This window comes from Streptomyces sp. NPDC047117 (assembly GCF_040643545.1).
Classification (GTDB): Bacteria; Actinomycetota; Actinomycetes; order Streptomycetales; family Streptomycetaceae; genus Streptomyces.
Genome location: NZ_JBEYUN010000033.1, coordinates 24,062 through 49,822, shown reverse-complemented (window position 1 = coordinate 49,822; position 25,761 = coordinate 24,062). Strand labels below are relative to the sequence as shown.

18 protein-coding genes, 1 tRNA gene and 1 riboswitch are annotated in these 25,761 nt (G+C 72.3%); of the genes, 2 read left to right on the top strand and 17 right to left on the bottom strand.

The genetic code is table 11. From position 1 onward, the window contains the following. Positions 1 to 225: 225 nt before the first annotated feature. The 3 genes from ABZ840_RS36350 to ABZ840_RS36340 form a co-directional block, all read right to left on the bottom strand. Positions 226 to 2,829 (bottom strand): MFS transporter, encoded by a 2,604-nt coding sequence (locus tag ABZ840_RS36350; RefSeq protein WP_361567903.1) that lies wholly within the window; start codon positions 2,827 to 2,829, stop codon positions 226 to 228. Beyond that, positions 2,826 to 3,383 (bottom strand): MarR family winged helix-turn-helix transcriptional regulator, encoded by a 558-nt coding sequence (locus tag ABZ840_RS36345; RefSeq protein ID WP_361567901.1) that lies wholly within the window; start codon positions 3,381 to 3,383, stop codon positions 2,826 to 2,828. Before ABZ840_RS36345 ends, ABZ840_RS36350 begins: the two co-directional genes overlap by 4 nt. A gap of 304 nt (positions 3,384 to 3,687) precedes the next feature. Next, positions 3,688 to 3,769: transfer RNA gene (locus tag ABZ840_RS36340), tRNA-Leu, on the bottom strand. Between the two features lie 428 nt (positions 3,770 to 4,197). Between ABZ840_RS36340 and ABZ840_RS36335 the strand changes: the two genes are divergently transcribed. Next, positions 4,198 to 4,980 (top strand): ABC transporter ATP-binding protein, encoded by a 783-nt coding sequence (locus tag ABZ840_RS36335; protein WP_361567898.1) that lies wholly within the window; start codon positions 4,198 to 4,200, stop codon positions 4,978 to 4,980. A 66-nt stretch (positions 4,981 to 5,046) separates the two neighbouring features. Further along, a complete protein-coding gene (locus ABZ840_RS36330; protein WP_361567895.1) occupies positions 5,047 to 7,584 on the top strand; it encodes an FtsX-like permease family protein in 2,538 nt (845 codons plus the stop codon). A gap of 71 nt (positions 7,585 to 7,655) precedes the next feature. Here ABZ840_RS36330 and ABZ840_RS36325 read toward each other — a convergent pair whose 3' ends face one another. The 14 genes from ABZ840_RS36325 to ABZ840_RS36260 form a co-directional block, all read right to left on the bottom strand. Then, entirely contained in the window at positions 7,656 to 8,969 is a 1,314-nt protein-coding gene (locus tag ABZ840_RS36325; RefSeq protein WP_361567891.1) for a cyclopropane-fatty-acyl-phospholipid synthase family protein, read from the bottom strand. A 280-nt stretch (positions 8,970 to 9,249) separates the two neighbouring features. Next, positions 9,250 to 10,647 (bottom strand): NAD(P)/FAD-dependent oxidoreductase, encoded by a 1,398-nt coding sequence (locus ABZ840_RS36320; protein WP_361567888.1) that lies wholly within the window; start codon positions 10,645 to 10,647, stop codon positions 9,250 to 9,252. A gap of 467 nt (positions 10,648 to 11,114) precedes the next feature. Beyond that, complete coding sequence (locus ABZ840_RS36315) at positions 11,115 to 12,119, bottom strand: Ppx/GppA phosphatase family protein (RefSeq protein ID WP_361567886.1); 1,005 nt, start codon at positions 12,117 to 12,119, stop codon at positions 11,115 to 11,117. After that, positions 12,116 to 12,667 (bottom strand): DUF501 domain-containing protein, encoded by a 552-nt coding sequence (locus ABZ840_RS36310; RefSeq protein ID WP_361567884.1) that lies wholly within the window; start codon positions 12,665 to 12,667, stop codon positions 12,116 to 12,118. The genes ABZ840_RS36315 and ABZ840_RS36310 overlap by 4 nt, the downstream gene beginning before the upstream one ends. A gap of 43 nt (positions 12,668 to 12,710) precedes the next feature. Further along, the gene (locus ABZ840_RS36305; protein ID WP_361567881.1) at positions 12,711 to 13,181 is read right to left on the bottom strand and encodes a septum formation initiator family protein; all 471 of its coding nucleotides are present in this window, start codon (positions 13,179 to 13,181) and stop codon (positions 12,711 to 12,713) included. A gap of 131 nt (positions 13,182 to 13,312) precedes the next feature. Then, positions 13,313 to 14,593 carry a phosphopyruvate hydratase gene (eno, locus tag ABZ840_RS36300; protein ID WP_361567878.1) on the bottom strand — a complete coding sequence of 427 codons (1,281 nt, stop codon included), beginning with the start codon at positions 14,591 to 14,593 and terminating at the stop codon, positions 13,313 to 13,315. Positions 14,594 to 14,954: 361 nt separating this feature from the next. Further along, positions 14,955 to 15,632: a transglycosylase family protein gene (locus tag ABZ840_RS36295; RefSeq protein WP_361567875.1), complete on the bottom strand. Its 678-nt coding sequence runs from the start codon at positions 15,630 to 15,632 to the stop codon at positions 14,955 to 14,957. 4 nt (positions 15,633 to 15,636) lie between these two features. After that, positions 15,637 to 15,850: riboswitch (cyclic di-AMP (ydaO/yuaA leader) on the bottom strand. A gap of 234 nt (positions 15,851 to 16,084) precedes the next feature. Further along, positions 16,085 to 17,170 (bottom strand): transglycosylase family protein, encoded by a 1,086-nt coding sequence (locus tag ABZ840_RS36290; RefSeq protein ID WP_361567873.1) that lies wholly within the window; start codon positions 17,168 to 17,170, stop codon positions 16,085 to 16,087. 114 nt (positions 17,171 to 17,284) lie between these two features. Beyond that, complete coding sequence (locus tag ABZ840_RS36285) at positions 17,285 to 18,637, bottom strand: cytochrome P450 (RefSeq protein ID WP_361567870.1); 1,353 nt, start codon at positions 18,635 to 18,637, stop codon at positions 17,285 to 17,287. A gap of 186 nt (positions 18,638 to 18,823) precedes the next feature. After that, the gene (locus ABZ840_RS36280; RefSeq protein ID WP_361567868.1) at positions 18,824 to 19,786 is read right to left on the bottom strand and encodes a nucleoside triphosphate pyrophosphohydrolase; all 963 of its coding nucleotides are present in this window, start codon (positions 19,784 to 19,786) and stop codon (positions 18,824 to 18,826) included. Between the two features lie 62 nt (positions 19,787 to 19,848). Next, on the bottom strand, positions 19,849 to 20,478 hold the full coding sequence (locus ABZ840_RS36275) for a SurA N-terminal domain-containing protein (protein ID WP_361567866.1): 630 nt from the start codon (positions 20,476 to 20,478) through the stop codon (positions 19,849 to 19,851). Positions 20,479 to 20,687: 209 nt separating this feature from the next. Further along, positions 20,688 to 22,484 (bottom strand): protein kinase, encoded by a 1,797-nt coding sequence (locus tag ABZ840_RS36270; protein WP_361567864.1) that lies wholly within the window; start codon positions 22,482 to 22,484, stop codon positions 20,688 to 20,690. Further along, positions 22,481 to 23,257: a hypothetical protein gene (locus ABZ840_RS36265; RefSeq protein WP_361567862.1), complete on the bottom strand. Its 777-nt coding sequence runs from the start codon at positions 23,255 to 23,257 to the stop codon at positions 22,481 to 22,483. The genes ABZ840_RS36270 and ABZ840_RS36265 overlap by 4 nt, the downstream gene beginning before the upstream one ends. Before the next feature lie 191 nt (positions 23,258 to 23,448). Continuing rightward, positions 23,449 to 25,617 carry an N-6 DNA methylase gene (locus ABZ840_RS36260; RefSeq protein ID WP_361567909.1) on the bottom strand — a complete coding sequence of 723 codons (2,169 nt, stop codon included), beginning with the start codon at positions 25,615 to 25,617 and terminating at the stop codon, positions 23,449 to 23,451. Positions 25,618 to 25,761 lie beyond the last annotated feature (144 nt).

The window sequence follows — 25,761 nt, the reverse complement described above, 5'->3', positions numbered from 1 at the left end:
CCCGGGGGCACGAGGGTGCGGACGGGGACGGGGAGACACGTACGCATGAAGAGGTCTTCATGCGTACGTCCAGCGCTGGGCGAGGAGAATGGCGAAGCCGACCAGGATGGTGACGCCGTTGACGAACAGGAACGTCAGCGGGAACGCCAGGAACATGCGCAGCAGCTGAAGGTCGGTCGTGCCGCGCGCACCCCCTCCCGGGAGGGGGTGTGCCCGGCCCGTCCGTCAGGCCACCGTGTCGTGGGCCAGGTCGATGTCGAACCCGGTACGGCCGCCGTCCTCCAGCCGCAGCGACGCCACGGCCGGCGCGTATCCGCTGGCGATGACCGTGTACTGGCCGCCGTCCAGGTCGGTGAAGGCGTACGCGCCGTCCTCACCGGTGATGACGGAGCCCACCGTGTTGCCCGCCGGGTCCAGCAGGGTCACCCGCGCCTCGGCGAGCGGCCCGCCCTTCGGCGACCGCACGGTGCCGGTGACCCGGGCACAGGGCGCGAGCCGCGCCTCGTAATAGTTGGCCTCGCCGGAGCCGACCTCGGCCTGGAGCGCCGCGGGGCGGTGGCCCGCCGCGCTGACGGCCAGCGTGTAGCTGCCCGGGACCAGGTCGGCGAAGACGAAGCCGCCGTCCTCGCCGGCCACGGCCGTGGCGACCACGTCACCGCGCAGGTCGGTTGCCACGACCAGCGCGCCCGGCACCGGGGCCGCGCCCCGGCCGTCGCGCACCTGGCCGGTCAGCCCGGCCGCGCCCTTCAGCGCCAGGTCGTACTGGACGGGCTCGTCCCCGACCACCACGGTCGCCGCCTGCGGCTGGCGGGTGCCGGCCGACGCGATCAGGACGTACGTCCCGGCCCCCGGAGCGGACAGGCCGTAGCTGCCGTCCTGCGCGGTACGGGCGTGGCCGAGCTGGCGGCCGCCGATGTCGATCAGCGTCACCGCGGCGCCGGCCAGCGGGTCGCCCTGGCCGTCGCGCACCTGGCCGGCGATGCCGGGGCCCGTGACCGGACCGGCACTGGCCGGCAGCGCGCCGGCCGGCGCGGGCACGGGGTCGGGCGCGGCATCGGCCACGCTTTCCGTACCGGCGGCGGGGGCCACCGCGTCAACGGCAGCAGCCGTTCCGGTACCGGCGTCCGCATCGGCGCCGGCCGCCTCGCCCGCTTCCTCGGAGGCGCGCGCCTGGAGGCCGGAGACCTGCCGCAGCGGCACCTCCTTGATGAAGAGCACCAGCACGAACGCCACCGCGATGATGATCGCACCCAGCAGGAACACGCCGTGCATCGAGTCGGTGAAGCCGCGCTTGAACGGCTCGGCCAGCCGCGGGTCGAGGTGCTGGATGAAGGAGGAGTCGTTCAGGACCGACGGCGAACCGCCGCCGCCCGAGCCCTTGAACATCTCCAGCACCGGCTTGTTGGCCGGGTCCCGCAGGACCGCCGGGTCGTGCAGCGCCGCCTGGAAGCCGTCGGTGGAGACCGCCGCCCTGAAGGCCGAGGAGATCTTGTCGCCGACCGTGCTGAACAGCAGGGACAGGAAGATCGCGGTACCGGCGGTGGCGCCCATCTGACGGAAGAACGTGGACGAGGCGGTCGCCACGCCCATGTCGCCCGGCGGCACGGCGTTCTGCACCGCGAGCACCAGCGTCTGCATGCAGGAGCCCAGGCCCAGGCCGAAGACGACCATGTAGACCATGGTCTGCCACAGCGGGGTGTCCCACTGGACCCGGAAGTGGAAGAGCAGCAGGGCCGCCACCATCAGGGCCGTGCCGATGACGGGGAAGATCTTGTAGCGGCCGGTCTTCGAGGTGATCTGGCCGGTGACGATCGAGGCGATCATCATGCCCGCCATCAGCGGCAGCATCTCCAGGCCGGACTTGGTGGGGCTGGAGCCCTTCACGATCTGGAGGTACTGCGGGATCATCATCATCCCGCCGAACATGCCCATGCCGATGAACACGGACAGCAGGCTGGTCTTGCTGAAGGTGCCGTTGCGGAACAGCCGCATCGGGATGAGCGCGTCGTCGCCGATCCGCCGCTCGACGAAGATCCAGGCGATGATGCCCACCACGCCGATGACGTAGCAGCTGAGGGACCGCGTCGAGTCCCAGCCCCACTCGCGGCCCTGTTCGGCGACGAGCAGCAGCGGGACCACGCCGATGGCGATGGTGAGCGCGCCCCACCAGTCGATCCGCCGGTCGCGGCGGGTGTGCGGGATGTTGAGCACCTTGGCGACCACGAAGAGCGCGATGATGCCCACCGGCACGTTGACCAGGAAGACCCAGCGCCAGCCGGTGATGCCCAGCAGGGTCGCCTGGCCGGCCAGCGCGCCGCCGATGAGCGGCCCGGCCACGCTGGACGTGGCGAACGTACCGAGCATGTAGCCCTGGTACCGGGCGCGTTCCCGCGGCGGGACGATGTCACCGATGATCGCCAGGGCCAGCGACATCAGGCCGCCGGCGCCGAGGCCCTGGACCGCCCGGAAGACGGCCAGTTCGGTCATCGAGGTGGAGAAGGTGCACAGCACCGATCCCACGACGAAGATGGTGATCGCCGCGAGGTAGTACGGCTTCCGCCCGTGCAGGTCGGAGAGCTTGCCGTACAGCGGCGTGGCGATCGTCGAGGTGATCAGGTAGGCGGTGGTCGCCCAGGCCTGCTGGCTGAGACCGTGCAGATCGTCGGCGATGGTCCGGATGGACGTGGAGACGATGGTCTGGTCGAGCGCGGCCAGGAACATGCCCAGCATCAGGCCGCTGAGGATGGTCAGAATCTGCCGGTGACTGAGGGCCCCGGTCCCGGCCTTCGGCGCCGCCCCGGATATGTGGGGGGATTTCGTGGTGCTCACGCTGCTGCGTCTTTCTCCTTCACGGCGGTGTCCCGGCATTCCGCGGGTTCGGACGAGGGGCGGACGTGCCGCGCCTCCTCCAGATCGTCATTGAGGCGGCCCATGAGCCGGACCAGCTGTTCCCGGTCCTCCTCGGGCCAGGGCTCCAGTACCGCGGCCAGCTTGCTGTCGCGCTGTCGCCGGTACTCGCCGAAGGCCGCGTGCCCGGCGTCGGTGGCGCGCAGGAGTGTTCCCCTGCGGTCCTCCGGATCCGGGTAGCGCTCGACGAGTCCCCGGTCCACCAGCGAGCGCACCTGGCGGCTCACGGTCGAGAGGTCGAGCAGGGCGTCGGCCGCCAGGTCGGTGGCGCGCCGGTCCCCGTTGGTGACCAGCTTGGCCAGCAGGACGCGGTCGGCGGCGCCGGCGTCCGTCTTGGCGCTCCGTCGCCAAGCGGTGACCAGCCGTCCGAACCGTACGATCTCCGAGCCCAGCCCGGCGGCCGCCTGCTCCAGCCGCGCCGCGGTCTCCGCGGCGCCGGCCCCCTCTTCCTCCCGGGCGCGGACGGCGTCATCCATCGCCCCTCCCCCTTGTATTCATGGTTGCTTGTAGCTACCAATGGAGTCTCCCCGATGTTGCTTGTATTCAGCAAGCCGAGGTGGCGGCGCCGACACAGGCGCCGCGTCGCCTTCGCAAAGGGATGGACCCGAAAGCCTCAGCAGGCAGTCAGGAACAGGCAAACAGGAAACAAAAGAGCGTCCGGAACCGGCAGCAAACGCCGAGATTGTCGACCACACAGACCGTGTGTCGACTTGGTGAGTTTTTACTCTTGCGATCCGCTCGCCGCCGGAGGCAGCGGCGCTCACGTACTCGGGAGAGGCGTGCCCGGAGCCGGACTTGAACCGGCACGGCCCGAAGGCCAGCGAGGTTTAAGCTCGCCGTGTCTGCATTCCACCATCCGGGCCCGAATCCCCCCACGCCGTCACGAAGACGGCACCACGAGCCTAGCCCGCGACACCACTCGAACAGCGGCGGGAGGCCCTGAGGTTGTCTTATTTTATTGGCAACTGAGGGTGCATCAGCACGTGGTACTCGCCTTCGGCACATGCCCAGGGCCGAACCGCCCCGCTCACGCGTCAACGGTGCCGTCGCCCCCGGATTGACGGAAACTCGCTGTCCTCCACCCCCTGCTCCCCAGTCTCCCCGGGCCCCCGCCGTCGCGTCAGCGCCTCAGGGTCGCCCTCATCCCCAAGGAGGACCCAGGGGCTCACGGGTCCGACCGCAGTCCCCCCGAGAGACCGGCGCAGGGGCTGACGCCCGGCCCGATCCGTTCGCGGACGATGGAATCCGACCGTTTACACGGCCCCTACGTCCCGACAGGAGCACCATCCCGTGACCACCACCCACTCCGGCGTACCCACCGCCACCCGCGCCACCGCGGTGGCCGCCCGCGCCACGGATCTCACCAAGGTCTACGGACAGGGCGAGACCCAGGTGGTCGCCCTGGACGGCGTGAGCGTCGAGTTCCGGCAGGCCGAGTTCACCGCGATCATGGGCCCCTCCGGCTCCGGCAAGTCCACGCTGATGCACTGCATGGCCGGCCTGGACGCCATCTCCCGCGGCTCGGCACGGATCGGCGAGACCGAGCTGACCGGCCTGAAGGACAAGAAGCTCACCCAGCTCCGCCGGGACAAGATCGGCTTCATCTTCCAGGCGTTCAACCTGCTGCCCACGCTCACCGCGCTGGAGAACATCACGCTGCCGATGGACATCGCGGGCCGCAGGCCCGACAAGGAGTGGCTGGACCGGGTCGTGGAGACCGTCGGCCTCTCCGGGCGGCTCAAGCACCGCCCGAGCGAGCTCTCCGGCGGCCAGCAGCAGCGCGTCGCGGTGGCCCGCGCGCTGGCCTCCAAGCCCGAGATCATCTTCGCGGACGAGCCCACCGGCAACCTCGACTCCCGCTCCGGCGCCGAGGTCCTGGGCTTCCTCCGCAACTCCGTGCGCGAGCTCGGCCAGACCGTGGTGATGGTCACCCACGACCCGGTGGCCGCCGCGTACGCGGACCGCGTGGTCTTCCTCGCCGACGGCCGGATCGTCGACGACATGGCCGCCCCTACCGCCGAGAAGGTGCTGGAGCGCATGAAGGGCTTCGACGCCAAGCGCCGTACGAGCTGACCCGCCCGTACGTGCCCCGCACCGCCGCCCCGTCCTCCGGACCTCACCTTCAGGACTGACCCACTCATGTTCCGTACCGCCTTGCGCAACGTCTTCGCGCACAAGGCCCGGTTGCTGATGACCGTGCTCGCCGTGCTGCTCGGCGTCGCCTTCGTCTCCGGCACCCTGGTCTTCACCTCGACCGTCTCCGACGCCTTCCAGCGCTCGTCCCAGAAGGGCTTCGACGACGTCGACGTCGCCATCACGCCCGCCTGGTCCGACAGCCCCTCCGCGAACCCGGGCCAGGCCGCCCGGCTGAGCCAGGGCCTGCTGGACAAGGCGGCCGGCGTCCCCGGCGCCGCCCGCGTCACCGGCGACGTCTCCGGCTTCGCCGCCGTCGCCGGCAAGGACGGCAAGCTCCTCGGCGACGGCTTCAGCAGCCAGGGCCACAACTACTACCCGGGCAAGGACGGCCAGGACCACCGCTACCCGATGCGGGACGGCCAGGCACCGGCGAACCCGGGCGAGATCGCGCTCGACGCGAAGACCGCCGACCGCGCCGGCTTCCACGTCGGTGACACCGTACGGCTCTCCGTCGACGGCCCGGTCCGCAAGGAGAAGCTCACCGGCATCTTCACCACCGACGACGGCAACGCCGCGGCCGGCGGCAGCATCGCCCTCTTCGACACCGCCACCGCGCAGAAGCTCTATGCCGCGCCGGGCGGGTTCGACCAGATCCAGGTCAAGGCCGCGGCCGGCACCTCCCAGGCGCAGCTGAAGGACCGTATCGACGCGATCCTGCCGAAGGACCGGGCCGAGACGACCACCGGCCGGAAGCTGGCCGACGACCAGGCGAAGTCGATCGCCGAGAGCATGAGCTCCATGCGGACCAGCCTGCTGGTGTTCGCCGGGATCGCCCTCTTCGTCGGCATCTTCATCATCGCCAACACCTTCACCATGCTGGTCGCCCAGCGCACCAAGGAACTGGCGCTGCTGCGCGCGGTCGGCGCCAGCCGCCGCCAGGTGACCCGCTCGGTCCTGATCGAGGCGTTCGTCGTGGGCGCGGTCGCCGGGGTCGCCGGACTCGCGGCCGGTATCGGCATCGGCGCCGGGATGCGCTCCCTGATGGGCGCCACCGGCCAGACCCTGCCCGACGGCCCGCTGGTCGTCTCCCCCGGCACGATCCTGGCCTCGCTCGCCGTCGGCATCGTGGTGACCATGCTGGCCGCGTGGCTGCCCGGCCGCCGCGCCGCGAAGATCCCGCCGGTGGCCGCCATGAACAGCGTGCACGCCACCGCCTCCACCAAGTCGCTGGTCGTCCGGAACACCCTCGGCGCGGTCGTCTCGGCCGCCGGCGCGGCCCTGGTCCTGCTGGCCACCGGCATGGGCGACGGCGGCAAGGCCCCCATGGGCGGCGGCGCCGCGCTGCTGCTGATCGGCATCTTCATCCTGACCCCGCTGCTGTCCCGGCCGCTGATCGCGGCGGCCGCCCCGGTCCTGCGCGTCTTCGGCATCTCCGGCAAGCTGGCCCGGCAGAACGCGGTACGCAATCCGCGCCGCACCGCCGCCACGGCCTCCGCGCTGATGATCGGCCTCACCCTGATCACCGGCCTGACCGTGATCGCGGGCAGCGCGCAGCAGGCCGTCGACAAGATGGCCACCGACTCCATGAAGGCGGACTACGTCGTCAGCATGGTCAACAAGGGTCCGCTCTCCGCGGACGTCGCCGCCGAGCTGGCCGACAACCCGAAGGTCACCGCGTCCAGCCCGATGCGCAACGCCCCGGCCCGCGTCAACGGCGACATCGAGTACCTCACCGGCGTCAACGGCAAGGACCTCGGCGAGCTGACCCGGCTGGACCTCAAGGCCGGCTCCCTCGACGGGCTCACCGCGAACAGGCCCGTCGTGGACAGCGACACCGCGAAGCGGCACGGCTGGCACGTCGGCTCGACGTTCACCACGACGTACGAGGACGGCAAGCACGGAAAGCTCACCGTCGGCGGGATCTACCAGGGCAACGAGCTGATCAGCGGCATCCTGCTGGACACCGCCACCCTGGACCCGCACCAGAAGAACGCGTCCGACATGCAGGTCATGGTCAAGACCGCGGGCGGCCCGTCGGAGGCCACCCAGACCGCGCTGGCCAAGGCGCTCGGTGACAACCCGGCCATCGCGGTCCAGGACAAGAAGGACGTCTCCGAGGGCATCGCGCAGATGATCACCCTGATGCTGAACATCCTGTACGGGCTGCTGGCCATGGCGGTGATCGTCGCGGTCCTCGGCGTGGTCAACACCCTCGCGATGTCGGTGTTCGAGCGCTCGCAGGAGATCGGCATGCTGCGGGCGATCGGCCTGGACCGGCGCGGCATCAAGCGGATGGTCCGCCTGGAGTCCCTGGTGATCTCCCTCTTCGGCGGGGTGCTCGGCATCGGCCTCGGCGTCTTCTTCGGCTGGGCCGGCGGCAAGCTCATCGAGGGCGACCTGGCCACGTACGAAATGGTGCTGCCCTGGGGCCGGATGGCGCTCTTCCTGGCGCTCGCCGCGGTGGTCGGCGTGCTGGCGGCGCTCTGGCCCGCCCGCCGCGCGGCCCGGCTGAACATGCTGGGCGCGATCAAGGCGGAGTAGCCGCACCGCCGCACACGACGGGAGCCCCGGTCCATGCGGACCGGGGCTCCCGTCGTGTCACGGCCGGGCGTTCAGCCCCGCCACTCCCGTGCCCTCAGCGGCATGCCGGAGTCCCCGCCCTCCGGCGTGCGGACCGCGAGGACCTGGTTCACGCCGATGCGGTTGCGCTCGAAGGAGAGCGCCGAAGCGGCCATGTACAGCCGCCAGACCCGGGCCCGGCCCGGCGTGGTCGCGCGTACGGCGCGGTCCCAGTGGCGCTCCAGGTTGGTCACCCACTGACGCAGCGTCAGCGCGTAGTGCTCGCGGATCGCCTCCACGTCGCGCACCTCGAAGCCGGCGTCCTCCAGCTGCGTCACGGTCCTGCCGACGGGGGCCAGTTCGCCGTCGGGGAAGACGTACCGGTCGATGAACTCGTCGACGTGGTAGCTGTCCTCGTCGGCCATCGGGCGGCGGCCGATCTGGTGGTTGAGCAGCCGGCCGCCGGGCTTGAGCAGGCCGTAGAGGTCGGCGGCGTACTCGGCGTACCGGGCCCGGCCCACGTGCTCGGCCATCCCGATGGAGGAGATCGCGTCGTACGGACCGTCCTTGACCAGGCGGTAGTCCTGCACCCGGATCTCGACGCGGTCGGTGAGCCCGGCCTCGGCGACGCGCTTGCGGGCGTACGCGGCCTGCTCCTCGGAGAGGGTGACGCCGACCGCGCTCACGCCGTAGTGCTGGGCGGCGTGCAGCACCATCGAGCCCCAGCCGCAGCCCACGTCCAGCAGCCGCTCGCCCTCCTGGAGGTTCAGCTTGCGGCAGATGAGGTCGAGCTTGTCGCGCTGGGCCTCTTCCAGGGTCGCGTCCGGACTCTCCCAGTAGGCGCAGGAGTAGACCATGGACGGGCCGAGGACCAGTTCGTAGAAGTCGTTGCCGACGTCGTAGTGGTGGCTGATGGCCTGCTTGTCGCGGCGCAGCGTGTGCAGCGGGCCGTGGCTCTTGGGGGCCTCCTCGGCGGGCGGCCGGGGCGGGATCGGGGCGCCGGCGAGCGAGAGGAGCTCGCGGGCCGCGCTGCGGATCTCGGGGCGGGCCAGGGCGCGGAGGACGGCGGCGCGCTGCGGCTTGGCGTCCTCGTCGGGGTCGCGCTCCCAGATCATTTCCGCGAGACCGTCCAGGGCGGCGTAGAGGTCGCCGTCGACGTCGAGGTCTCCGGCCACCCAGGCGCGGGCCAGGCCCAGTTCGCCGGGCTTGAAGAGCAGGTGGCGCAGGGCGCGCCGGTTCCGGAAGACGAGGGCCGGGGCTCCGGGGGGACCCGACTCGCTGTGGTCCCAGGCCCGGATGCGTACGGGGAGCGGGGCGCCCAGTACCTCCTCGGCGAGCTTGGTGAGCCGTCCAGCGGCGTCGGCCATGTCGCACACCTCCGTATTGACGAGTCGGGGCGAGATAGTTTCACCCACCACGTAAACGCCTGGCGGGGCCCGGGTAGTCCCGTTCGTTCGTAAGGGAACAGCAAAGCCCGGCACCGGCGCCATTGTGAATACGCCGAAGGGGCGGCGCGCGCGGCCGGCTTGCGCACCGGCGTGCGGCCCCTTGCCACGAACACGCCGAAGGGCGCCTGCCCCACGGATGGCAGGCGCCCTTCGGCGGATGTGTGCGGCCGGCTTCCCGGCGGGGCCGGGAAGCCAGAACTCAAGAAGCCTTGGCGGCCGTCTTGTCGTCCTTCTTCTCCTCGGCGGCGGCAGCCGGCTTCGGAGCGGGCTTGGCGGCCTCGTAGAACTCCTCGCGGGGGTTCTCCATGGCGCCGAGCGAGGTGATGTCGCGCTTCTGGAACACGTTGAGCGTCCACTCGGCGATCACCCGGACCTTGCGGTTCCAGGTCGGCATCGCCAGACCGTGGTAGCCGCGGTGCATGTACCAGGCGAGACGGCCCTTGAGCTTGATCTTCATCTTGCCCATGACGATCATCGCGACGCCCTTGTGCAGGCCGAGACCGGCCACCGCACCCTTGTTGGCGTGCTTGTACTCCTTCTGCGGGAAGCCCCGCATACCGGAGACCACGTTGTCGCCGAGGACCTTGGCCTGACGCATCGCGTGCTGGGCGTTCGGCGGGCACCAGGCGTTCTCGTTGCCGTTGGCGCGGCCGACCAGGTCCGGGACCTGGGCGTTGTCGCCCGCGGCCCAGATGTAGTCGGTGCCCTGCACCTGAAGGGTGGCGGCCGCGTCGACGTGACCCCGCGGGCCGAGCGGGAGACCGAAGCGCGCGAGCGCCGGGTTCGGCTTGACGCCGGCCGTCCACACGATGGTGTTGGCGTCGACCTCGAGGCCGTTGCTGAGCACCACGTGACCGTCGACGCAGGACGGCATGGTGGTCTTCAGGTAGACCTCGATACCGCGGGACTCCAGGTGCTCCTTGCCGTACTGGCCGAGCTCGGGCCCGACCTCCGGCAGCACCTTGTCGGCGGCGTCGACGAGCACGAAGCGCATGTCCTCGCGCTTCACGTTGTTGTAGAACTTGGCAGCGTCGCGCGCCAGGTCCTCGACCTCGCCGATGGTCTCGGCGCCCGCGAAGCCACCACCGATGAAGACGAAGGTGAGCGCCTTGCGGCGGATCTCCTCGTCGGTCGTCGACTCGGCCTTGTCGAGCTGCTCGAGCACGTGGTTGCGCAGGCCGATGCCTTCCTCGACACCCTTCATTCCGATGCCCTGCTCGGCCAGGCCGGGGGTCGGGAAGGTGCGGGAGACCGCGCCCATGGCGATGACCAGGTAGTCGAAGGGCAGCTCGTACGCCTCGCCCACCAGCGGGGCGATCGTGGCGACCTTGCGGTCCTGGTCGATGGTGGTGACGCGGCCGGTGAGAATCTCGGCACCCGGCACAGCGCGTCGCAGCGGGACGACGACGTTGCGCGGCGAGATGCTGCCGGCGGCAGTCTCGGGGAGGAAGGGCTGGTACGTCATGTACGAGCGCGGGTCGACGACCGTGACGGTCGCCTCGCCGTACCGCATCTTCTTGAGGATGCGGCGTGCCGCGTACAGGCCTACGTACCCACCGCCTACTACGAGGATCCTGGGACGCTCCGTGGTGCTCATGTCATCGAGTATCCACCCCCACTTGGGGGGTCGCTCGTGAGGGCCTTCACAAGCAGGGAAGAGGGGTCTGCTACACTCCGCGCCTCCGTGATCGACGCCATAGTCACGCGGGGGAACCACAGGGTCCCGCCGAGCGTTGCACACCCCTCCTCATCAGGGCTTGCGGCCCTTTGTGAGGCTGGACCACGCGTCACATAAGCGCGTCTTTAAGCCCGCCGAAACCGCACATTCCCCGGTGCGCGCTCACAGGTGAGCCCCGAAGGGGCGAGTGCGGGTCGACTTGTTGCCCCATCGGGCGCTTTTTTCATGTGAAGAGTTTCACGAACATTTTCTCCGGCACGACGCGAAGGGGCCCCGGAACGCGTCACTCACGCGCTCCGAAGCCCCTCTCAGCACCTTCCAGAAGCCCTCAGCGGGCCGCTCGGGCAACGCTCCAGGCGATGCCGTCCGGCAGTGCCTACGAAGCGCTAATCGAGCTCGTCTGCCACTTTCCAGGCGATGCCGTCCAGGATGTCGTGCTCGGACACGACGACCTCCTCAGCGCCCGTACGCTCCATGATCGAAAGCAGTACGAGGGCACCCGCGGCGATCACGTCCACCCGGCCCGCGTGCATCACCGGGATCGCCGCGCGCTCGTCGTGCGTGGAGCGCAGCAGCCGCTCGGTGATCTCCCGGACCTCCGTCAGCGGGATCCGCGCGTGGTGGATGGCGGCCGAGTCGTACTCCGGCAGCCGCAGGGCGATGCCCGCGAGCGTCGTCACCGAGCCCGCCAGCCCCACCAGGGTGTGCGCCCCGTCCAGCGGCACGGTCTCCGCGGCCTTGTCCAGCGCCGCCGCGATGTCCGCCTTTATCGCGGCGATCTGCTCGGCCCCCGGCGGGTCGATGACCTCGCCGTCCCGGACGAGGTGCCGCTCGGTCATCCGGACACAGCCGACGTCCACGGAGCGCGCGGCGCGGACGGAGTCCGAGCCGAGCACGAACTCCGTAGACCCGCCGCCGATGTCCACGACCAGGTACGGCTTCTCAAGGCCCGCCCGTCGCCCGCCACCACCCTCCACGGGAAGGCGCTCCGCGCCTGCTGCTTCCAGGCCGGTCAGCTCCTTCGTCGCGCCCGTGAAGGAGAACTCCGCCTCCTGGTCGCCGGTGATCACCTCGGGCTCGACGCCCAGGATGTCCACGACGCCGCGTACGAAGTCGTCCCGGTTCTCCGCGTCGCGCGAGGCCGAGGTCGCCACGAAGCGCAGCCGCTCCGCGCCCAGCTCCTCGATCACGGCGGCGTACTCCCGGCAGGCCGCGAAGGTCCGCTCCAGCGCCTCCGGCGCCAGCCGGCCCGTACGGTCCACGCCCTGGCCGAGCCGGACGATCTTCATCCGGCGGTCCAGGTCCTTCAGCTCGCCGGTCTCCGGGTCCAGGTCCGCGACGAGCAGACGGATGGAGTTGGTACCGCAGTCGATGGCGGCGACGCGCTTCACTCGGAGGCTCCCTCTTCCTGGTTTCCCTCGTTCCCGCACGGGCTCACGCAGGGGCCCTTCCGCCACCACTCCGGCAGCATGGCGATGGCCTCGTCACCCAGCGGGTTCACGCCGGGCCCCGCCGCCAGCGAGTGGCCGACCAGGACGTGCAGGCACTTCACCCGGTCCGGCATCCCGCCCGCGCTCGGGAAGCCCTTCAGCTCCTCGATGGCGTCGCGGCGCCGGATGTAGTCGTCGTGGGCCGCGCGGTAGGCGTCGGCCAGCTCCGGGTCCGTGGCCAGCCGGTCGGTCATCTCCTTCATCACGCCGTTCGCCTCCAGCGTGCCGATCGCGGAGGCCGCGCGCGGGCAGGTGAGGTAGTACAGCGTGGGGAAGGGCGTGCCGTCCTCCAGGCGCGGGGCCGTCTCGACGACGTCCGGGTTGCCACAGGGGCAGCGGTGCGCGATGGCGCGCAGGCCGCGGGGCGGGCGGCCCAGCTGCTCCCGGAACGCCGCGACGTCCGCGTCGGTGGGCTCGGTGGGCTCGGTCTGGGGAGGCGGCGTGTCCATGCAGGCTTCTCTTGTCGTCAGGGTTGTACGGTCGGCCGCCCCATCATCCCCCGGCGGCGCGCCCTCGCGCGTCGGCGGAGTCCAGTCCGGACCAGATCGCTTCGTACCACGGGCGCTGCACTGCGCCCTGTCCGGCGCGCGGCCGGCTCGCGCCGGTGCCGTCCACGACGGTGTAGCCCGTCTCGCCGGGCAGTACGTAGTGCAGGTGGCGGCGGGCCTGCTGGCGCACGTACGCGGGGTCCTGCCAGCGGGCCTTCTCCTGGCGCAGCCGCTGTACGGCGTCCTGGGTGGTCTCGGCCTGGCGGCGCTGGTCCTCGATGTCCGAGCGCTGGGAGACGTAGGCCCTTATCGGGTACGCGAGGGCCACGACCAGCGAGCACAGGACGAGCGCGAGCAGCGCGGCGCGGCCGGTGAGCCGGCTGCGGCGCGGGGAGCGCGCGCGGTAGACCCGGGCCGCGGCCTGCTCGCCGAGCGCCTTGAGCCGGGTCGCGGTCGAGAAGCGTTCCGCGGACACCTGCCGCCTCCCCTGCCTCGCCTCGTACATACGTCCCCGGCAACGGTACGGGACCGCTGCCGGGGACGTACGGAAGCCGGGGCTTTCCGGCCGCCGGGGCCGTCAGCACTCAGCCTTTGAGGCGCAGGGCGTCAGCCCTTGAAGCGCGGGAACGCGCTGCGGCCCGCGTACACCGCGGCGTCGTCGAGGATCTCCTCGATGCGCAGCAGCTGGTTGTACTTGGCGACGCGCTCGGAGCGGGCCGGGGCGCCGGTCTTGATCTGGCCGCAGTTGGTGGCGACGGCCAGGTCGGCGATGGTGACGTCCTCGGTCTCGCCGGAGCGGTGCGACATCATGCACTTGAAGCCGTTGCGCTGGGCCAGCTCGACGGCGTCCAGGGTCTCGGTCAGCGAGCCGATCTGGTTGACCTTGACCAGGAGGGCGTTGGCGGAGTTCTCCTCGATGCCGCGGGCCAGGCGCTCGGGGTTGGTGACGAACAGGTCGTCGCCCACGAGCTGCACCTTGCTGCCGAGCTTCTCGGTGATGACGTTCCAGCCGGCCCAGTCGTCCTCGAACAGCGGGTCCTCGATGGACACGAGCGGGTACGAGGCGACGAGCTCCTCGTAGTACTCGGTCATCTCGGCGGCCGAGCGCTCCTTGCCCTCGAACTGGTACTTGCCGTCCTTGTAGAACTCGGAGGCGGCGACGTCCAGCGCGAGCGCGATGTCCTGGCCGGGGGCGTAGCCGGCCTCCTTGATGGCCTCCAGGATGAGGTCGAGGGCCTCACGGTTGGAGCCCAGGTTCGGGGCGAAGCCGCCCTCGTCGCCCAGGCCGGTGGCCAGGCCCTTGGCCTTCAGGACCTTCTTGAGGGTGTGGTAGACCTCGGCACCCCAGCGCAGCGCCTCGGAGAAGGACTCCGCGCCGATCGGGGCGATCATGAACTCCTGGATGTCCACGTTGGAGTCGGCGTGCGACCCGCCGTTGAGGATGTTCATCATCGGAACGGGCAGCACGTGCGCGTTCGGGCCGCCGAGGTAGCGGAACAGCGGCAGGTCGCTGGCCTCGGACGCGGCGTGCGCGACGGCCAGGGAGACGCCCAGGATCGCGTTGGCGCCCAGGGAGCCCTTGTTGTCGGTGGCGTCCAGGTCGAACATCGCCTGGTCGATGAGGCGCTGCTCGGTGGCGTCGTAGCCGACCAGCTCGGGGCCGATCTGCTCGATCACGGCGAGGACGGCCTTCTCGACGCCCTTGCCGAGGTAACGGTTCGGGTCGCCGTCACGCAGCTCGATGGCCTCGAAGGCGCCGGTGGAGGCGCCGGACGGCACGGCAGCGCGGCCGGTGCTGCCATCGTCGAGGCCGACCTCGACCTCGACCGTGGGGTTGCCTCGCGAGTCGAGGATCTCGCGAGCTACGACGACGTCGATCGACGGCACGTTGTCTCCTTCATGGGTGTCATCTGGAGTTCTGCAACACGAGCCTAACGGCCCGGGGACCGTCCGCCTGCCCCTAGCCCCTTCCGTGAGACGAAAAAGGACCCAAAGGCCCTCAATACGGGAGGTAAGAACCGGTTTTCATGGCGGACATCTCCGTCATAACAGGCACTACGCATCTGAGCGGCGGCCCGCCCGGATGCCTGCACGCAGAAGCCGCCCCGCAAACGTGAAGCCCCGCCGTGACGCGCTCGGGGGCTTCGCGTCGCGGCGGGGCGGTCACACGGGCCGGGCCGCGCGCCGATCGTGCACCGATCGGACGGCGGCCCCGGCCGGGGGCCTGTCAGGACCCGTCAGAGGCGGATCAGACCTCGAGCTTCTGGCCCGGGAAGATCAGGTCGGCGTTGTCACCGACGGTCGACTTGTTGTTCTCGTAGACCGTCTTCCAGTTCTTGCCGTGCGCCTTGGCGATCTTGCCCAGGGTGTCGCCGGACTTCACGGTGTAGTTGCCGTGGCCCTGCTTCGGGGCGGCCTTGGGCTGCACCGGCTGCGGCTTCGGGGCGGCCTGCTGCTTCGGCGCCTCCTGCTGGGGGGCGGCCTGCTGCTTGGGGGCCTCCTGCTTCGGGGCCTGCTGCTGGGCCTGGCCGGAGCCGGTGTCCACCTGCGCGGCCGGGCCACCGGAGGTCAGGCCGCCGGCACCGGCGCAGCCCCAGGCACCCGGGCCCTGCATGGCGAGCAGCTTCTCGGCGGTGGCGATCTGCTGGTCCTTGGTGGCCAGGTCGGCACGCGGCGCGTACTTGGTACCGCCCGCGGCGGCCCAGGACTGGTTGTTGAACTGCAGGCCACCGTAGTAGCCGTTACCGGTGTTGATCGACCAGTTGCCGCCGGACTCGCACTGGGCGACCTTGTCCCAGGTGGCGACCGAGGCGGCGTTGGCGGAACCGGCGGTCATCAGCGGGACGGCCACGGCGGCGCCGGCGACACCGGCGAGCGTGACGACGCGGACGGCCTTCGAGGGGCGGCGGTGCTTGCCCTTGAGCATGGTTGTTCTTCCTCACCGACGCCTGCGAGGTGAGCTGTCGGGTTCGGGCTGTGAGTGGCCCGGCCGGATGCGCTGTCCGCACACCCGGCTTCACCCCAAGCCGCCCGCTGCGTTTCCACTGCGGTGACGGCACTTACCTTGGGTCCCCCGCTCCTGCCTACGGCGCTTGCGCGACGGTTGTCCGACCGATCACCGGCAGGATTCGGCGAATGATCGGCGGGCTCGCTTGGTGCGAGCGGTGAAGAACGTAAACACACACCCCTCGGCGGTTCAAACCACTCTTTCGTAGGACAGTTGACCGTTTTCGATCATCGAAACCATCCGTTTGCGCAGGTCGAACACGGTATGGAAACAACGGACACGGCGGGCGGAAACGCTCCGGGACGAGACCCATGTCTCACTTTCCCCAATTGGGTACAACCCGGCCGCACTTATGCCGCCCGCCCCCTCCGTCACTGCCCCAGAACGAGCCGCTGACCAGGGTGGATAAGGTCCGGATCGGTCCCGATGACGCCCTCGTTGGCGTCGTACAGGCCGGTCCAGCCCCCGGCCAGCCCGCGCTCCTCGACGATCGCGGACAGGCTGTCGCCGGGCCGCACCGTGTACGTGTCGTCGCCCCCCGAGGTACCGCGGTGCGCGTCGCCGCCGCGCGAGGCGTGCCGCCCCGCGGAACGGCCGTCCTTCCCCTTGCCGTCCGCCTTCTCGTCCGCGCCGTCACCCGCCGAACCGCGGTGGCGGCCGGTACCGGGGGCCGAGGGGTCGCCGGAGGGCGCGGACGCGTCGCCGGAGGGCGTGGAAGCGTCGCCGGAGGGCGTGGAAGCGTCGCCGGAGGACCGGTCGGCGGAGTCGCCGGCGCGCTGCCCCGCGGAGTCCTCGCCGGAGCCCGCGCCGGAACCCTTGTCGGCGTCCTCGGCATCCCCGGCGCCCTTGTCCGTGGCGCCGTCGGACGGCTTGGAGGTGGCGTCGCCGGACGGCTCGGCGTCGGGCTCGTCCGCCGACGGGCTCGTGGCGTCGCCGGAGGGCTCGGCGGAGGCGTCGCCGGACGGCTGCGCCGTGTCTGCGCCGTCTTCGTCGCCCGTACCGGCAGAGGCTTCGTCGCCGGACTCCGAGGGCTGCGGGTCGGGCGTCTCCGACCCGCCCGGGTCCACGTCGGGTATCAGGCCGTCCACGTCCAGCCGGGCATTGACGGCGCAGCTGGGCCAGGCGTCCGGGCCGCGGTCGTTCAGGATCGACTCGGCGACCGCGATCTGCTGGGAGCGGCTGGCGAGGTCCGGGCGCTCGGCGTAGGACTCGCCGCCGTAGTCCCGCCACATCTGGAGGGTCAGCTGGAGCCCTCCGTAGAAGCCGTTGCCGGCGTTGGCGCTCCACATGCCGCCGCTCTCGCACATCGCGACGCGGTCCCAGGTGGCGGTGTCGGCGGCCTGCGCGCCGCCCGCCGTCAGCAGCGGCAGGGCCAGGCCTGCACCCGTGACGGAGGCCGCCACCAGGAGGGCGGGGGCCTGGCGGGGGCGGCGGTGTCTACCGTTGCCGGAGCGCATGCGAGTGCCTTTCGAGCGGCGGCTTGAGTTGTCGCACGCAAGGTAGCGGGGGCCCGGTCCGGTCTCAAGCCGGTGTAGCGGAGATCACGCGTAGATCACGCCGCTGACGCCACGTCAGTTCAGGCCCTGGTCCGCACCCTTGTCTCGTTCCGGTACCTGCGGGAATGCCCGTTCTGACGCCCCGTCCGAAGCGCCCGATTGCTCCGGTGTGAACCGCACCGGCAGGGCCCGGAGACCGCGCATGATCAGGCCGCCGCGCCACCGCAAATCGTCCGGATCCGCAGCCGCCTCCAGATCGGGCAGCCGGGCCAGCAGGGTCGCCAGCGCCGTACGGCCTTCGAGGCGGGCCAGCGGCGCGCCCAGGCAGTAGTGGATGCCGTGCCCGTACCCGAGGTGCTGGTTGTCGCGGCGCCCGAGGTCCAGCGTGTCCGGCTCCTCGAAGCGCTCCGGGTCCCGGTCCGCGGCCGCCAGCACGACCAGTACGGGGTCGCCAGCGGCGACCGTCTGCCCGCCGATGGTCAGCTCCTCCGTCGCGAACCGCCAGGTCGCCAGCTCCACCGGCCCGTCGTAGCGCAGCAGTTCCTCGACCCCGGTCGCGAGCAGTTCCTCGTCGCCCGCGGCCAGCGCGGCCTGCAGCCGCGCCCGCTGCTCGGGGTTGCGCAGCAGCGCGTACGTACCGTTCCCGATCAGGTTGACCGTCGTCTCGAACCCGGCGAAGAGCAGGATGAACGCCATCGCCGCCGCCTCGTTCTCGGTGAGGTGCTCGCCGTGGTCGGAGGCCCGGATGAGGGCCGAGATCAGATCCTCGTCCCCGGTCTCCTCGGCCGCCAGCGTCTCCCGCTTGCGGTGGATCAAGTCGGCCAGATACGCACGCATCTTCTTCACGGACCGGGCGACCCCGCCGCGCGGTCCTCCGCCGTGCCGGATCATCATCCCGGCCCAGTCCCGGAAGTCGTCCTGGTCCTCGCGCGGCACGCCCAGCAGGTCGCAGATCGCGTAGATGGGGAGCGGGAAGGCGAACTCGTGGATGAGGTCGGCCTCGCCGCGCGCCGCGAAGCCGTCGATCAGCTGGTCGGTCAGCTCCTGCACGCGCGGCGCGAACCGGGCCACGGTGCGTGGGGTGAACGCCTTGGCGACGAGGCGGCGCAGCCGGGTGTGGTCCGGCGGGTCGATGTTGAGCAGGTGCGTCATCAGGTTGGCGCTGCGCTCGCCGGGGATGCCGACCTTGCCCTTGCCGTGCGCGGCCTCGCTGTGGTGCTGCGGGTTCTTCGACAGCCGGGGGTCGGCCAGCGCCTCGCGCGCGTCGGCGTAGCGGGTGACCAGCCAGGCCTCGACGCCGCTGGGCAGCGTGGTCCTGCGCACCGGCGCGTGCTCCCGGAGCCAGGCGTACGCGGGATACGGATCGGCGGCGAACTCCCAGGTGAAGAGCTCGGGACAGGCGGGGGCGGAAGCAGTGGAGTCGTGCACCCCTTGACCGTAACCGGTTGTCCACAGGGCCCGGTCACTGTCAGTTGCGGCCGGTAGCGTTTGTGGGAGTGCGGTGGAGGTGGGGGAGGGGCTTTCGCCGTGGGGGTGGGGGGTGGGTGGGTGTGACGCCGTCCCCGGCTCGACTCCCTGTGGTTGGGGAGAGGGAGGGGTCCTGCCAGGAATCAGCTAGAGCGCCCGCTCCGCCGCCACAATCGCGTCCCGGTACGTACGTGCCGCCGCCCGCAAGGCGGTTTCCGGGTCGGTGCCCTCTTCCTGGGCCCGCGCGGCCAGCGCCAGCAGTTCGTAGCCGATGCCCTCGCCCGTGACCGGCACGTCGAGGCCGGCGGTACGGGCCCGGGAGGCCAGCTTCGCGGCCAGCGCCAGCGCCGGCTGCCCCAGCGGTACGCCGTCCGTCACCGACTCGCGCTGCTTCTCCTCGGCCTTGGTGCGCAGCCAGTGCGCCCGGACGTCCTCCGGTGTCGCGGCCTCCTCGTCGCCGAAGACGTGCGGGTGCCGGTTGATCAGCTTGTCGACGATGATGCCCGCGACGTCGTCGACGGAGAACGGCTCGTCGGGGTCGTCCTGCGCGATCCGGGAGTGGAAGACGACCTGGAGCAGTACGTCGCCCAGCTCCTCGGCCAGCGCCTCCCGGTCGCCCTCCTCGATCGCCTCGACCAGCTCGTACATCTCCTCCAGGCCGTACTTCGCCAGATCCTCGTGGGTCCGGACGCCGCTCCACGGGCAGGCGACCCGGATCCGGTCCATGACCTGTACGAGGTCCAGCAGCCGGGCGCCGGGCAGATCGTACGAACCGGGCAGCAGCTCCAGGTCGGGCATCGCCTCGCGCCCCGAACCGGCGAGGCGGGCGAGCCCGTCGGTCAGCGCGCTCTCCCCGGCGGCCGAGGTCAGCACGACGGCCGTACGGGCCCCGGTCACGCAGTAGTCGACCAGCTCGCGGGCGGTGGGCTCGGCGGTCTCGGCCGCGATGCCCGCCTCGGCGAGGTAGGGCAGCTGCGGGTGGTCGGGGTCGCCGCACAGCACGCGGTCGGCGGTGCGCAGCGTCTGCCACGCGGGCCAGGACAGCAGGCCGGGTGCGACCCGGTGGCTGGTGGTGAGCAGGACCAGGCGGCCGGTGGCGGAAGCGTTCACCCGTCGAACGTAACGCACCGCCGGGCCGGAGGCGGCGGCAGGCCGGGCCTGCCGCCCCGGTCTCAGACCTGCTGCTTCTGCTCCGTACGCACCCACGGGGTCTTCGCCTCGCCGAGCATGACCTGGCGGTCGTTCCACTTGCCGAAGCGCGGGTTCACGTCGATGCCGAGGTCGCGCGAGCTCTTGGCCAGTGCCTCGGCGAGCTTCTGCTGCCCCTGCGGCGTCTGGCGGTTCACGCCGAGCTTCTTCGCGATCCCGTCCATCAGGATCTGGTTGCGGGCCATGCCGTCGATCTCGCCCGGCGCGATGGCCTGCTGGAGCGACATCGCCTTCAGCCGCTCGGCGCCGCCGGCCCGCCGCTCGGCGGTGTTGCGCCACTTCTGTACGTCGGACCGGCTGGCCTCGACGCCGGCGTCCTTCGCGCTGCGTGCCAGCACCCGGTCGAAGATCATGCTGTTGAGCATGGTCACGCTGAGCCGTCCGGTGTTCTGGATCATCTGCGCGCCCTGCGGGGCGCCCTCCTGGGCGGTACGGACGTTCTTCACCCGCGCCTGGAGCTGCGCCACGGTGATCCGCTCGCCTCCCACGACGGCCGCGGCACCGGGGTGCGCGTCGCTGCCGCAGGCGGACAGGAGCGGGGCCGCCACGAGCGCGGCGGCGGAAACGGCGAGCGCAGTCCTACGGCGGAGCATTCGGCCTCCCGGCGAAGATCATGAACGCAGCGGGGGGCCTTCAGCACCTCGCGGGCGTATCGGTCCTGGCGTTGATCGATGGTATGGAGTCCGCGCGACGCGGACCAGCAATTCGACCAACGATTGCGGCACTTTTGTGTTTCGTACCCCGTGTCCGGCAGGTGTCCCCCGTCTACGAGGGACGCTGCGCCCCGGCGCCACCGCCCCGTTCAGCGGACGCGGGCCAGCCACTCCAGGGTGCGGCGCACCTCGGCCGGGAACGCGTGGTGCGCGCCGTGCACCCGCTCCGCGTCGTACAGCAGCCGGGCGAGCGTCTCCTGCGCCGCGCCGCGCTCGCCGAGCGCCAGCAGCAGGTGGCCGATGGAACGGCGTATCTCCAGCGGGCGTACGGGGTCCTCGGGCGCCGCTTCGAAGTGCGGCAGCAGCGTGCGGTACTCCTCCAGGGCGGCCGCGGCCTCGCCCAGCTGCTCCAGGCACTGGGCGGCCTCGAAGCGGAACTGCAGCGCCTGGCGTCCCGCGCGCGGCCCGGAGTCGCGCGCGAACTCCTCCGCCAGCAACCGTAGTTCCGGCAGCGCGCGGCGGTACTGCCCGTCGTCCATGAGCGTGGCGGCGTACTGCTTGCGCAGCGTACGGACGACCGGTGAGTGCGCGCCGTGCCGTGCGGCCGCGGCCGGCAGGATGCCGCCGAGGATGTCCACGGCCTGCGTGATCCGCCCGTGGTCGAGCAGCCGCTTGACCTCTTCGACGGCGGCGGCGACGTCCACGGTGGCGGCGCCCGGCCCGCCGGTCACGGCCGCGGGGGCGGGTACGGGTACGGGCGCCGGTCCGGAGGTGCGCGGGTCCGTGCTCACGGCCATCGGGGGCGGGACGGCGGCGGCAGCGACGGCCGGGGCGAACGGCACGGGGACGGCGATGGCGGGCGGGGCGAGCGGGTACGCCTCGGCCGGGGCCTCCGCCGCTGCCGTGCGCGGCGCCGGTACGGCTGCGCTCGGCGCCGGTACGGGCGTGACCGCCGTCGCCACGGCCGTGGCCGCCGCCCGGGGCGCGCCCGGCGGGCGGCCCGCCCGTCCCGGCCACGGTGCGTGCGGAAGCAGGAAGGGCCGGGTCGGGTCCATGGGCGCGACGGGCAGCGGCAGCCCGCCGGCCCCTTCGGTCCCGCCTCCCGCGCCCGCGCGGGGCAGGAGGGGAGCCAGCGCCTGGTACACCTCCTGCGCGTCGGCCGGGCGGTGCTCGGGGTCCTTGGCCAGCAGCCGCAGCACCAGCGCCTCCAGCTCCGCCGGGACGTCGGCCCGCAGTTGCCGCACCGGTACCGGCTGCTCGTACAGATGCCGGTGCAGCACGCCGAGCGCCGTGGAACCGGCGAACGGCACGGAACCGCTGAGCAGTTCGTGCAGCAGCACCCCGAGCGCGTACAGGTCGGTGTACGGGCCGACCGTGCCGCCCATGGCCTGCTCGGGCGCCATGTAGGCGGGGCTGCCGATGGGCGAGCCGGTGTGGGTGAGTCGGGTGGTGTCGGTGTCCAGCGCCGAGGCGATGCCGAGGTCCAGGACGGTGACGGTGCCGTCCGCCTTGACCATGACGTTCCGGGGCTTGAGGTCGCGGTGCACGATCGGTACCGCGTGCACGGACGCCAGCACCGCGCAGAGCTGGGCGGCCACGCACACCGCCCAGGTCCAGGGGTACGGGTCGTGCTCGGCGAGGTGGTCCGCCAGGTCGGCCCCCTCCACGTACTGCATGACCAGGTAGAGGTCGTCGCCGTCGCTGCCCGCGTCGTGCACGGTGACCAGGCCCGGGTGGTCGACCTGCGCGGTCACCCGGCACTCGCGCGCGAAGCGGTGGCGCAGCTCCTCGGCGTCCGGGGCGCCGGCCAGCCGGTCGGGGCGGAGCAGTTTGACGCCGACGCGGCGGTCCAGGCGGCGGTCGTAGGCGATCCAGACCTGGCCCATGCCGCCCTGGCCGAGCAGTGCGGAGAGTTCGTACCGCCCGGTGATGACTCTGCCGTTCACGGCCTCCCCTCCTCGTACGGCTCCCGACCCCCGCGGCCGTCACCCGCGGAGCCGTTACCCGGGGAGCCGTCGCTCCGCCGGAGGTAGTCGCTCAGCTCGTCCAGTTCGGCCCGCACCTGCTCGATGCGCTGCGGCCGGGCCGGAGCTGCGTGACCGGTTGCCGGAGCGGCGTATCCGGTTCCCGGGGCGGTTGCCGGAGCGGCGTATCCGGTTCCCGGGGCGGTTGCCGGAGCGGCGTATCCGGCCGGTGTGTTCGGGGCTGCCGTTGCGCCCGGGCCGCCGGGTGCTCCGTACGCAGCTGTGCCGTACGCAGGGGCTCCGTACGCAGGTGTCCCGTACGCCGGGGCCCCGTGGGCGGGGATGCCGTACGCGGGTGCGCCGTACGGGGCTGCCCCGTGCGGCTGCGTGGTCCGGCTGTGGTCGGGCGGGTACGCCGCGAGGGAGCGGGCGCGGGCGCGGATGTCGACGGCGAGGTAGTACGCGACGGCGGCGGCCATCTGAAGGAGGATCAGCACCATCGCGGCGTCCCCGCGCCAGTCGTTCTCGGGCACCGAACCGAGTACGGCGAACAGGGGCATGACCAGGCCCGCGTCCACGCCGAAGAGCCACCAGGCGACCGGCCGCCGGTGCACCAGCGCGGCGCGCAGCAGCGCCACCCAGGCGAGCATGCCGAGGCTGAGCACGGCGACGCCCACGAGGACCACCCGGAGCAGCACGGCCGTACCGAACCGGAGGGGGCGGGGCGGCGGCGGAGCCGGGGCTGGGCCGTGCATTGCTGCTCCTGGTCGGTATGGCCGTCGTGGCGGTTTTTGTCGGGGCGGGTCTTTCCGAGCGTATATACCGACACCGACACTGCCGCCGGGGTTGTACGGAACCGCATCGCGGTCCGGTCACAACCGCCGCCCGGCCGCCGGACGGAGACGCCGAGTGCCCGGAGAGCCTGCCCCGAAAACCTGCCGTGGACTCACCCCGGCGGCAGGGAACCGTCCGTCAGGCCGTCGTAGAGGCCCTGCGTCAGCCGCTCCCCCAGGCGGGCCGAGTCCCGCAGCGCTTCCTCGAAGGCGGCGAGCGCCCGGAAGCGTTCGCCGTACGCGCGCTGCTCGGCCGGGGGCAGCCGGGGCAGTTGGAGGCGGCGGACGTCGAGCCGGGTGGCGGTGGAGGCGTAGCTGCTGGCCTGGCGGTTGTTGGCGGTGCCGCGCAGGAACCCGGCCAGGAACCAGGGGTCCAGCGCGGCCGGGTCGGGCCGCAGCAGGAAGAGGTTCCGGCCGAGCGCCGCGCCTTCGGTGGCGGCGTCGGCGACCCGGGCGATGGCCCCGCCGCCCAGCACGGGCACGACGACGTCGCCCGCCCGGAGGAGGACGGGCTCCTCGGGGGCGTCGCCGGTGCCCGGTTCGGGGAGGGTGCCGGAGGGCGGCGTGCCGCCGATGACGTCGTGCTCGGTGAGCTGGACGGGGCCCTCGCCCGGCGCCGCGGTGCCGGGTCCGCCGGCCCGCAGCAGCAGCGCGCCGGCCCGGGCCAGCTCGCCGACGGTGGTCAGCGGCCAGCGCGCGGGCGCCGCCCGGCCGGCGGGTGCGGGGGCCGGGGCGAGGTCGGCCGTACGGGCGAGGGCCGCGGTCAGCTCCTCGTGCGCGCGGGCCAGTTCGGCGGGGCCGCCGGCCGCGGCGGGCGGCGGGAGGTGCCGGGCGGGGGCGAGGTCGACGTCGTCGTCGAGCAGGTCGATGGCGGCCAGCGAGCGCCGTACGCCCGGCCGTTCCTCGATGCCACCCGCGTGGTCGAAGGCCCGCCAGGCGTCCAGGACCGTGGAGCGCACCGTCTGCCAGTCGAGCTTGTCGCGGCCGCCCGGGGCCAGTTCGGCGGTGTCGACGACGAGGAGGTGCGGGGCGGGCGGCGGGGCGCTGCCCGGCCGGTGCAGCACCCAGAGGTGCAGCGGGATGCCGTACGGCGGGGCCGCGCCGGCGGGCAGGGCGATGACGGCCCGCAGCGCGCCGCGGCGCAGCAGGTCGGCGCGGATGCGGCGGCCGGAGCGGCGGGAGGCGGCGGCGGGCGGCATGAGCAGGACGGCCGTACCGCCGTCCCGGAGACGGGCCAGGGCGTGCTGGACCCAGGCCAGCTCCGATTCCGTGCGGGCGGGGAAGCCGTACTCCCAGCGGGGATCGTAGGCGAGGGTGTCGTGCCCCCAGTTGCGCTCATTGAAGGGCGGGTGGCTGAGGACGGCGTCGACCGCCAGGTCGGGGAAGGCGTCGGCGCGCAGGGTGTCGGCGGCCTGCACCCGGACCCGGGTCTCCGGTGCTTGCAGGGCCAGGCGCAGGGCGGTGAGCGCGGCGAGATCGGCGTCGGACTCCTGCCCGTACAGCGCGGCGGGTCCCCGCGGCGCCCCGACTCCGCCGCGGTCCGCTCCGCCCGTACCGGGTGGGGTGTGTCCCTCGCCGAGGGGCGCCGCGTCGTCCGGGCCGTCCCCGGCGGCGGGCTCCCGCAGGGGGTGCAGCAGCGTGCCGGTGCCCGCCGCCGGGTCGAGGACGGCCGCGGCGGGGCCGGCCAGCTCGGCCATGAGGGCGGCGAGGCCGGGCGGGGTGAGGGTGTACTGCCGGGGGTTGGCGTCCAGGTGGCGGCCGAGCAGGAACTCGTAGGCGTGCGGCGCGCCTTCGGCCTCCTCGGCCAGCTCCGCCGCCGCCCGCACCAGGGCGCTGGAGGGGGCGAGGGCCTCGCGGGTGAGGCCGGTGACGGGGTGGGCGGGGCCGAGCCGGGCGGTCAGGACGGCGTCCAGGGCGGGCGGCAGGAGGCCGGTCAGCTCGGCGTCGTCACCGGCCCTGGCCAGCCCGCGCCAGACGGCGGGGCGGTCGCGTACGAGGAGGAGGACGGCGCCGACGTGCCGCAGGGCGACCGCGGCGCCGGCCGGGTGGCCCGCGACCTGCTGCCACACCCGCTCGCGCAGCGGGACTTCGGCGAGCTTGCCCTGATCGCGCAGCCACTGCTCGACGGCGGTCAGCGCGAAGGCGGGGCTGGCCTCCGTCCCGCCGACCGGTTTGGGGAAGTCGGCGTGACGGCGACGCCAGTTGCTGACCGCGGCCCGTCCCACGCCTGCCAGGCGCGCGATGCCCGCAGCGGTCACCTCCGCCGCGACCGCGGCTTCCAGCGGGGTCTCCGCCGGGGTCTCCGGTGTTGCGTTGTCCGGCACCTGACTGGCTCCCGTCCCGTCGCTCCGTCGCGCGCTGTGACGCCTGTGTCAGCGAGCATACCCACGACGCCACCGCCAACCCTTTCACGGCGTGAATACACA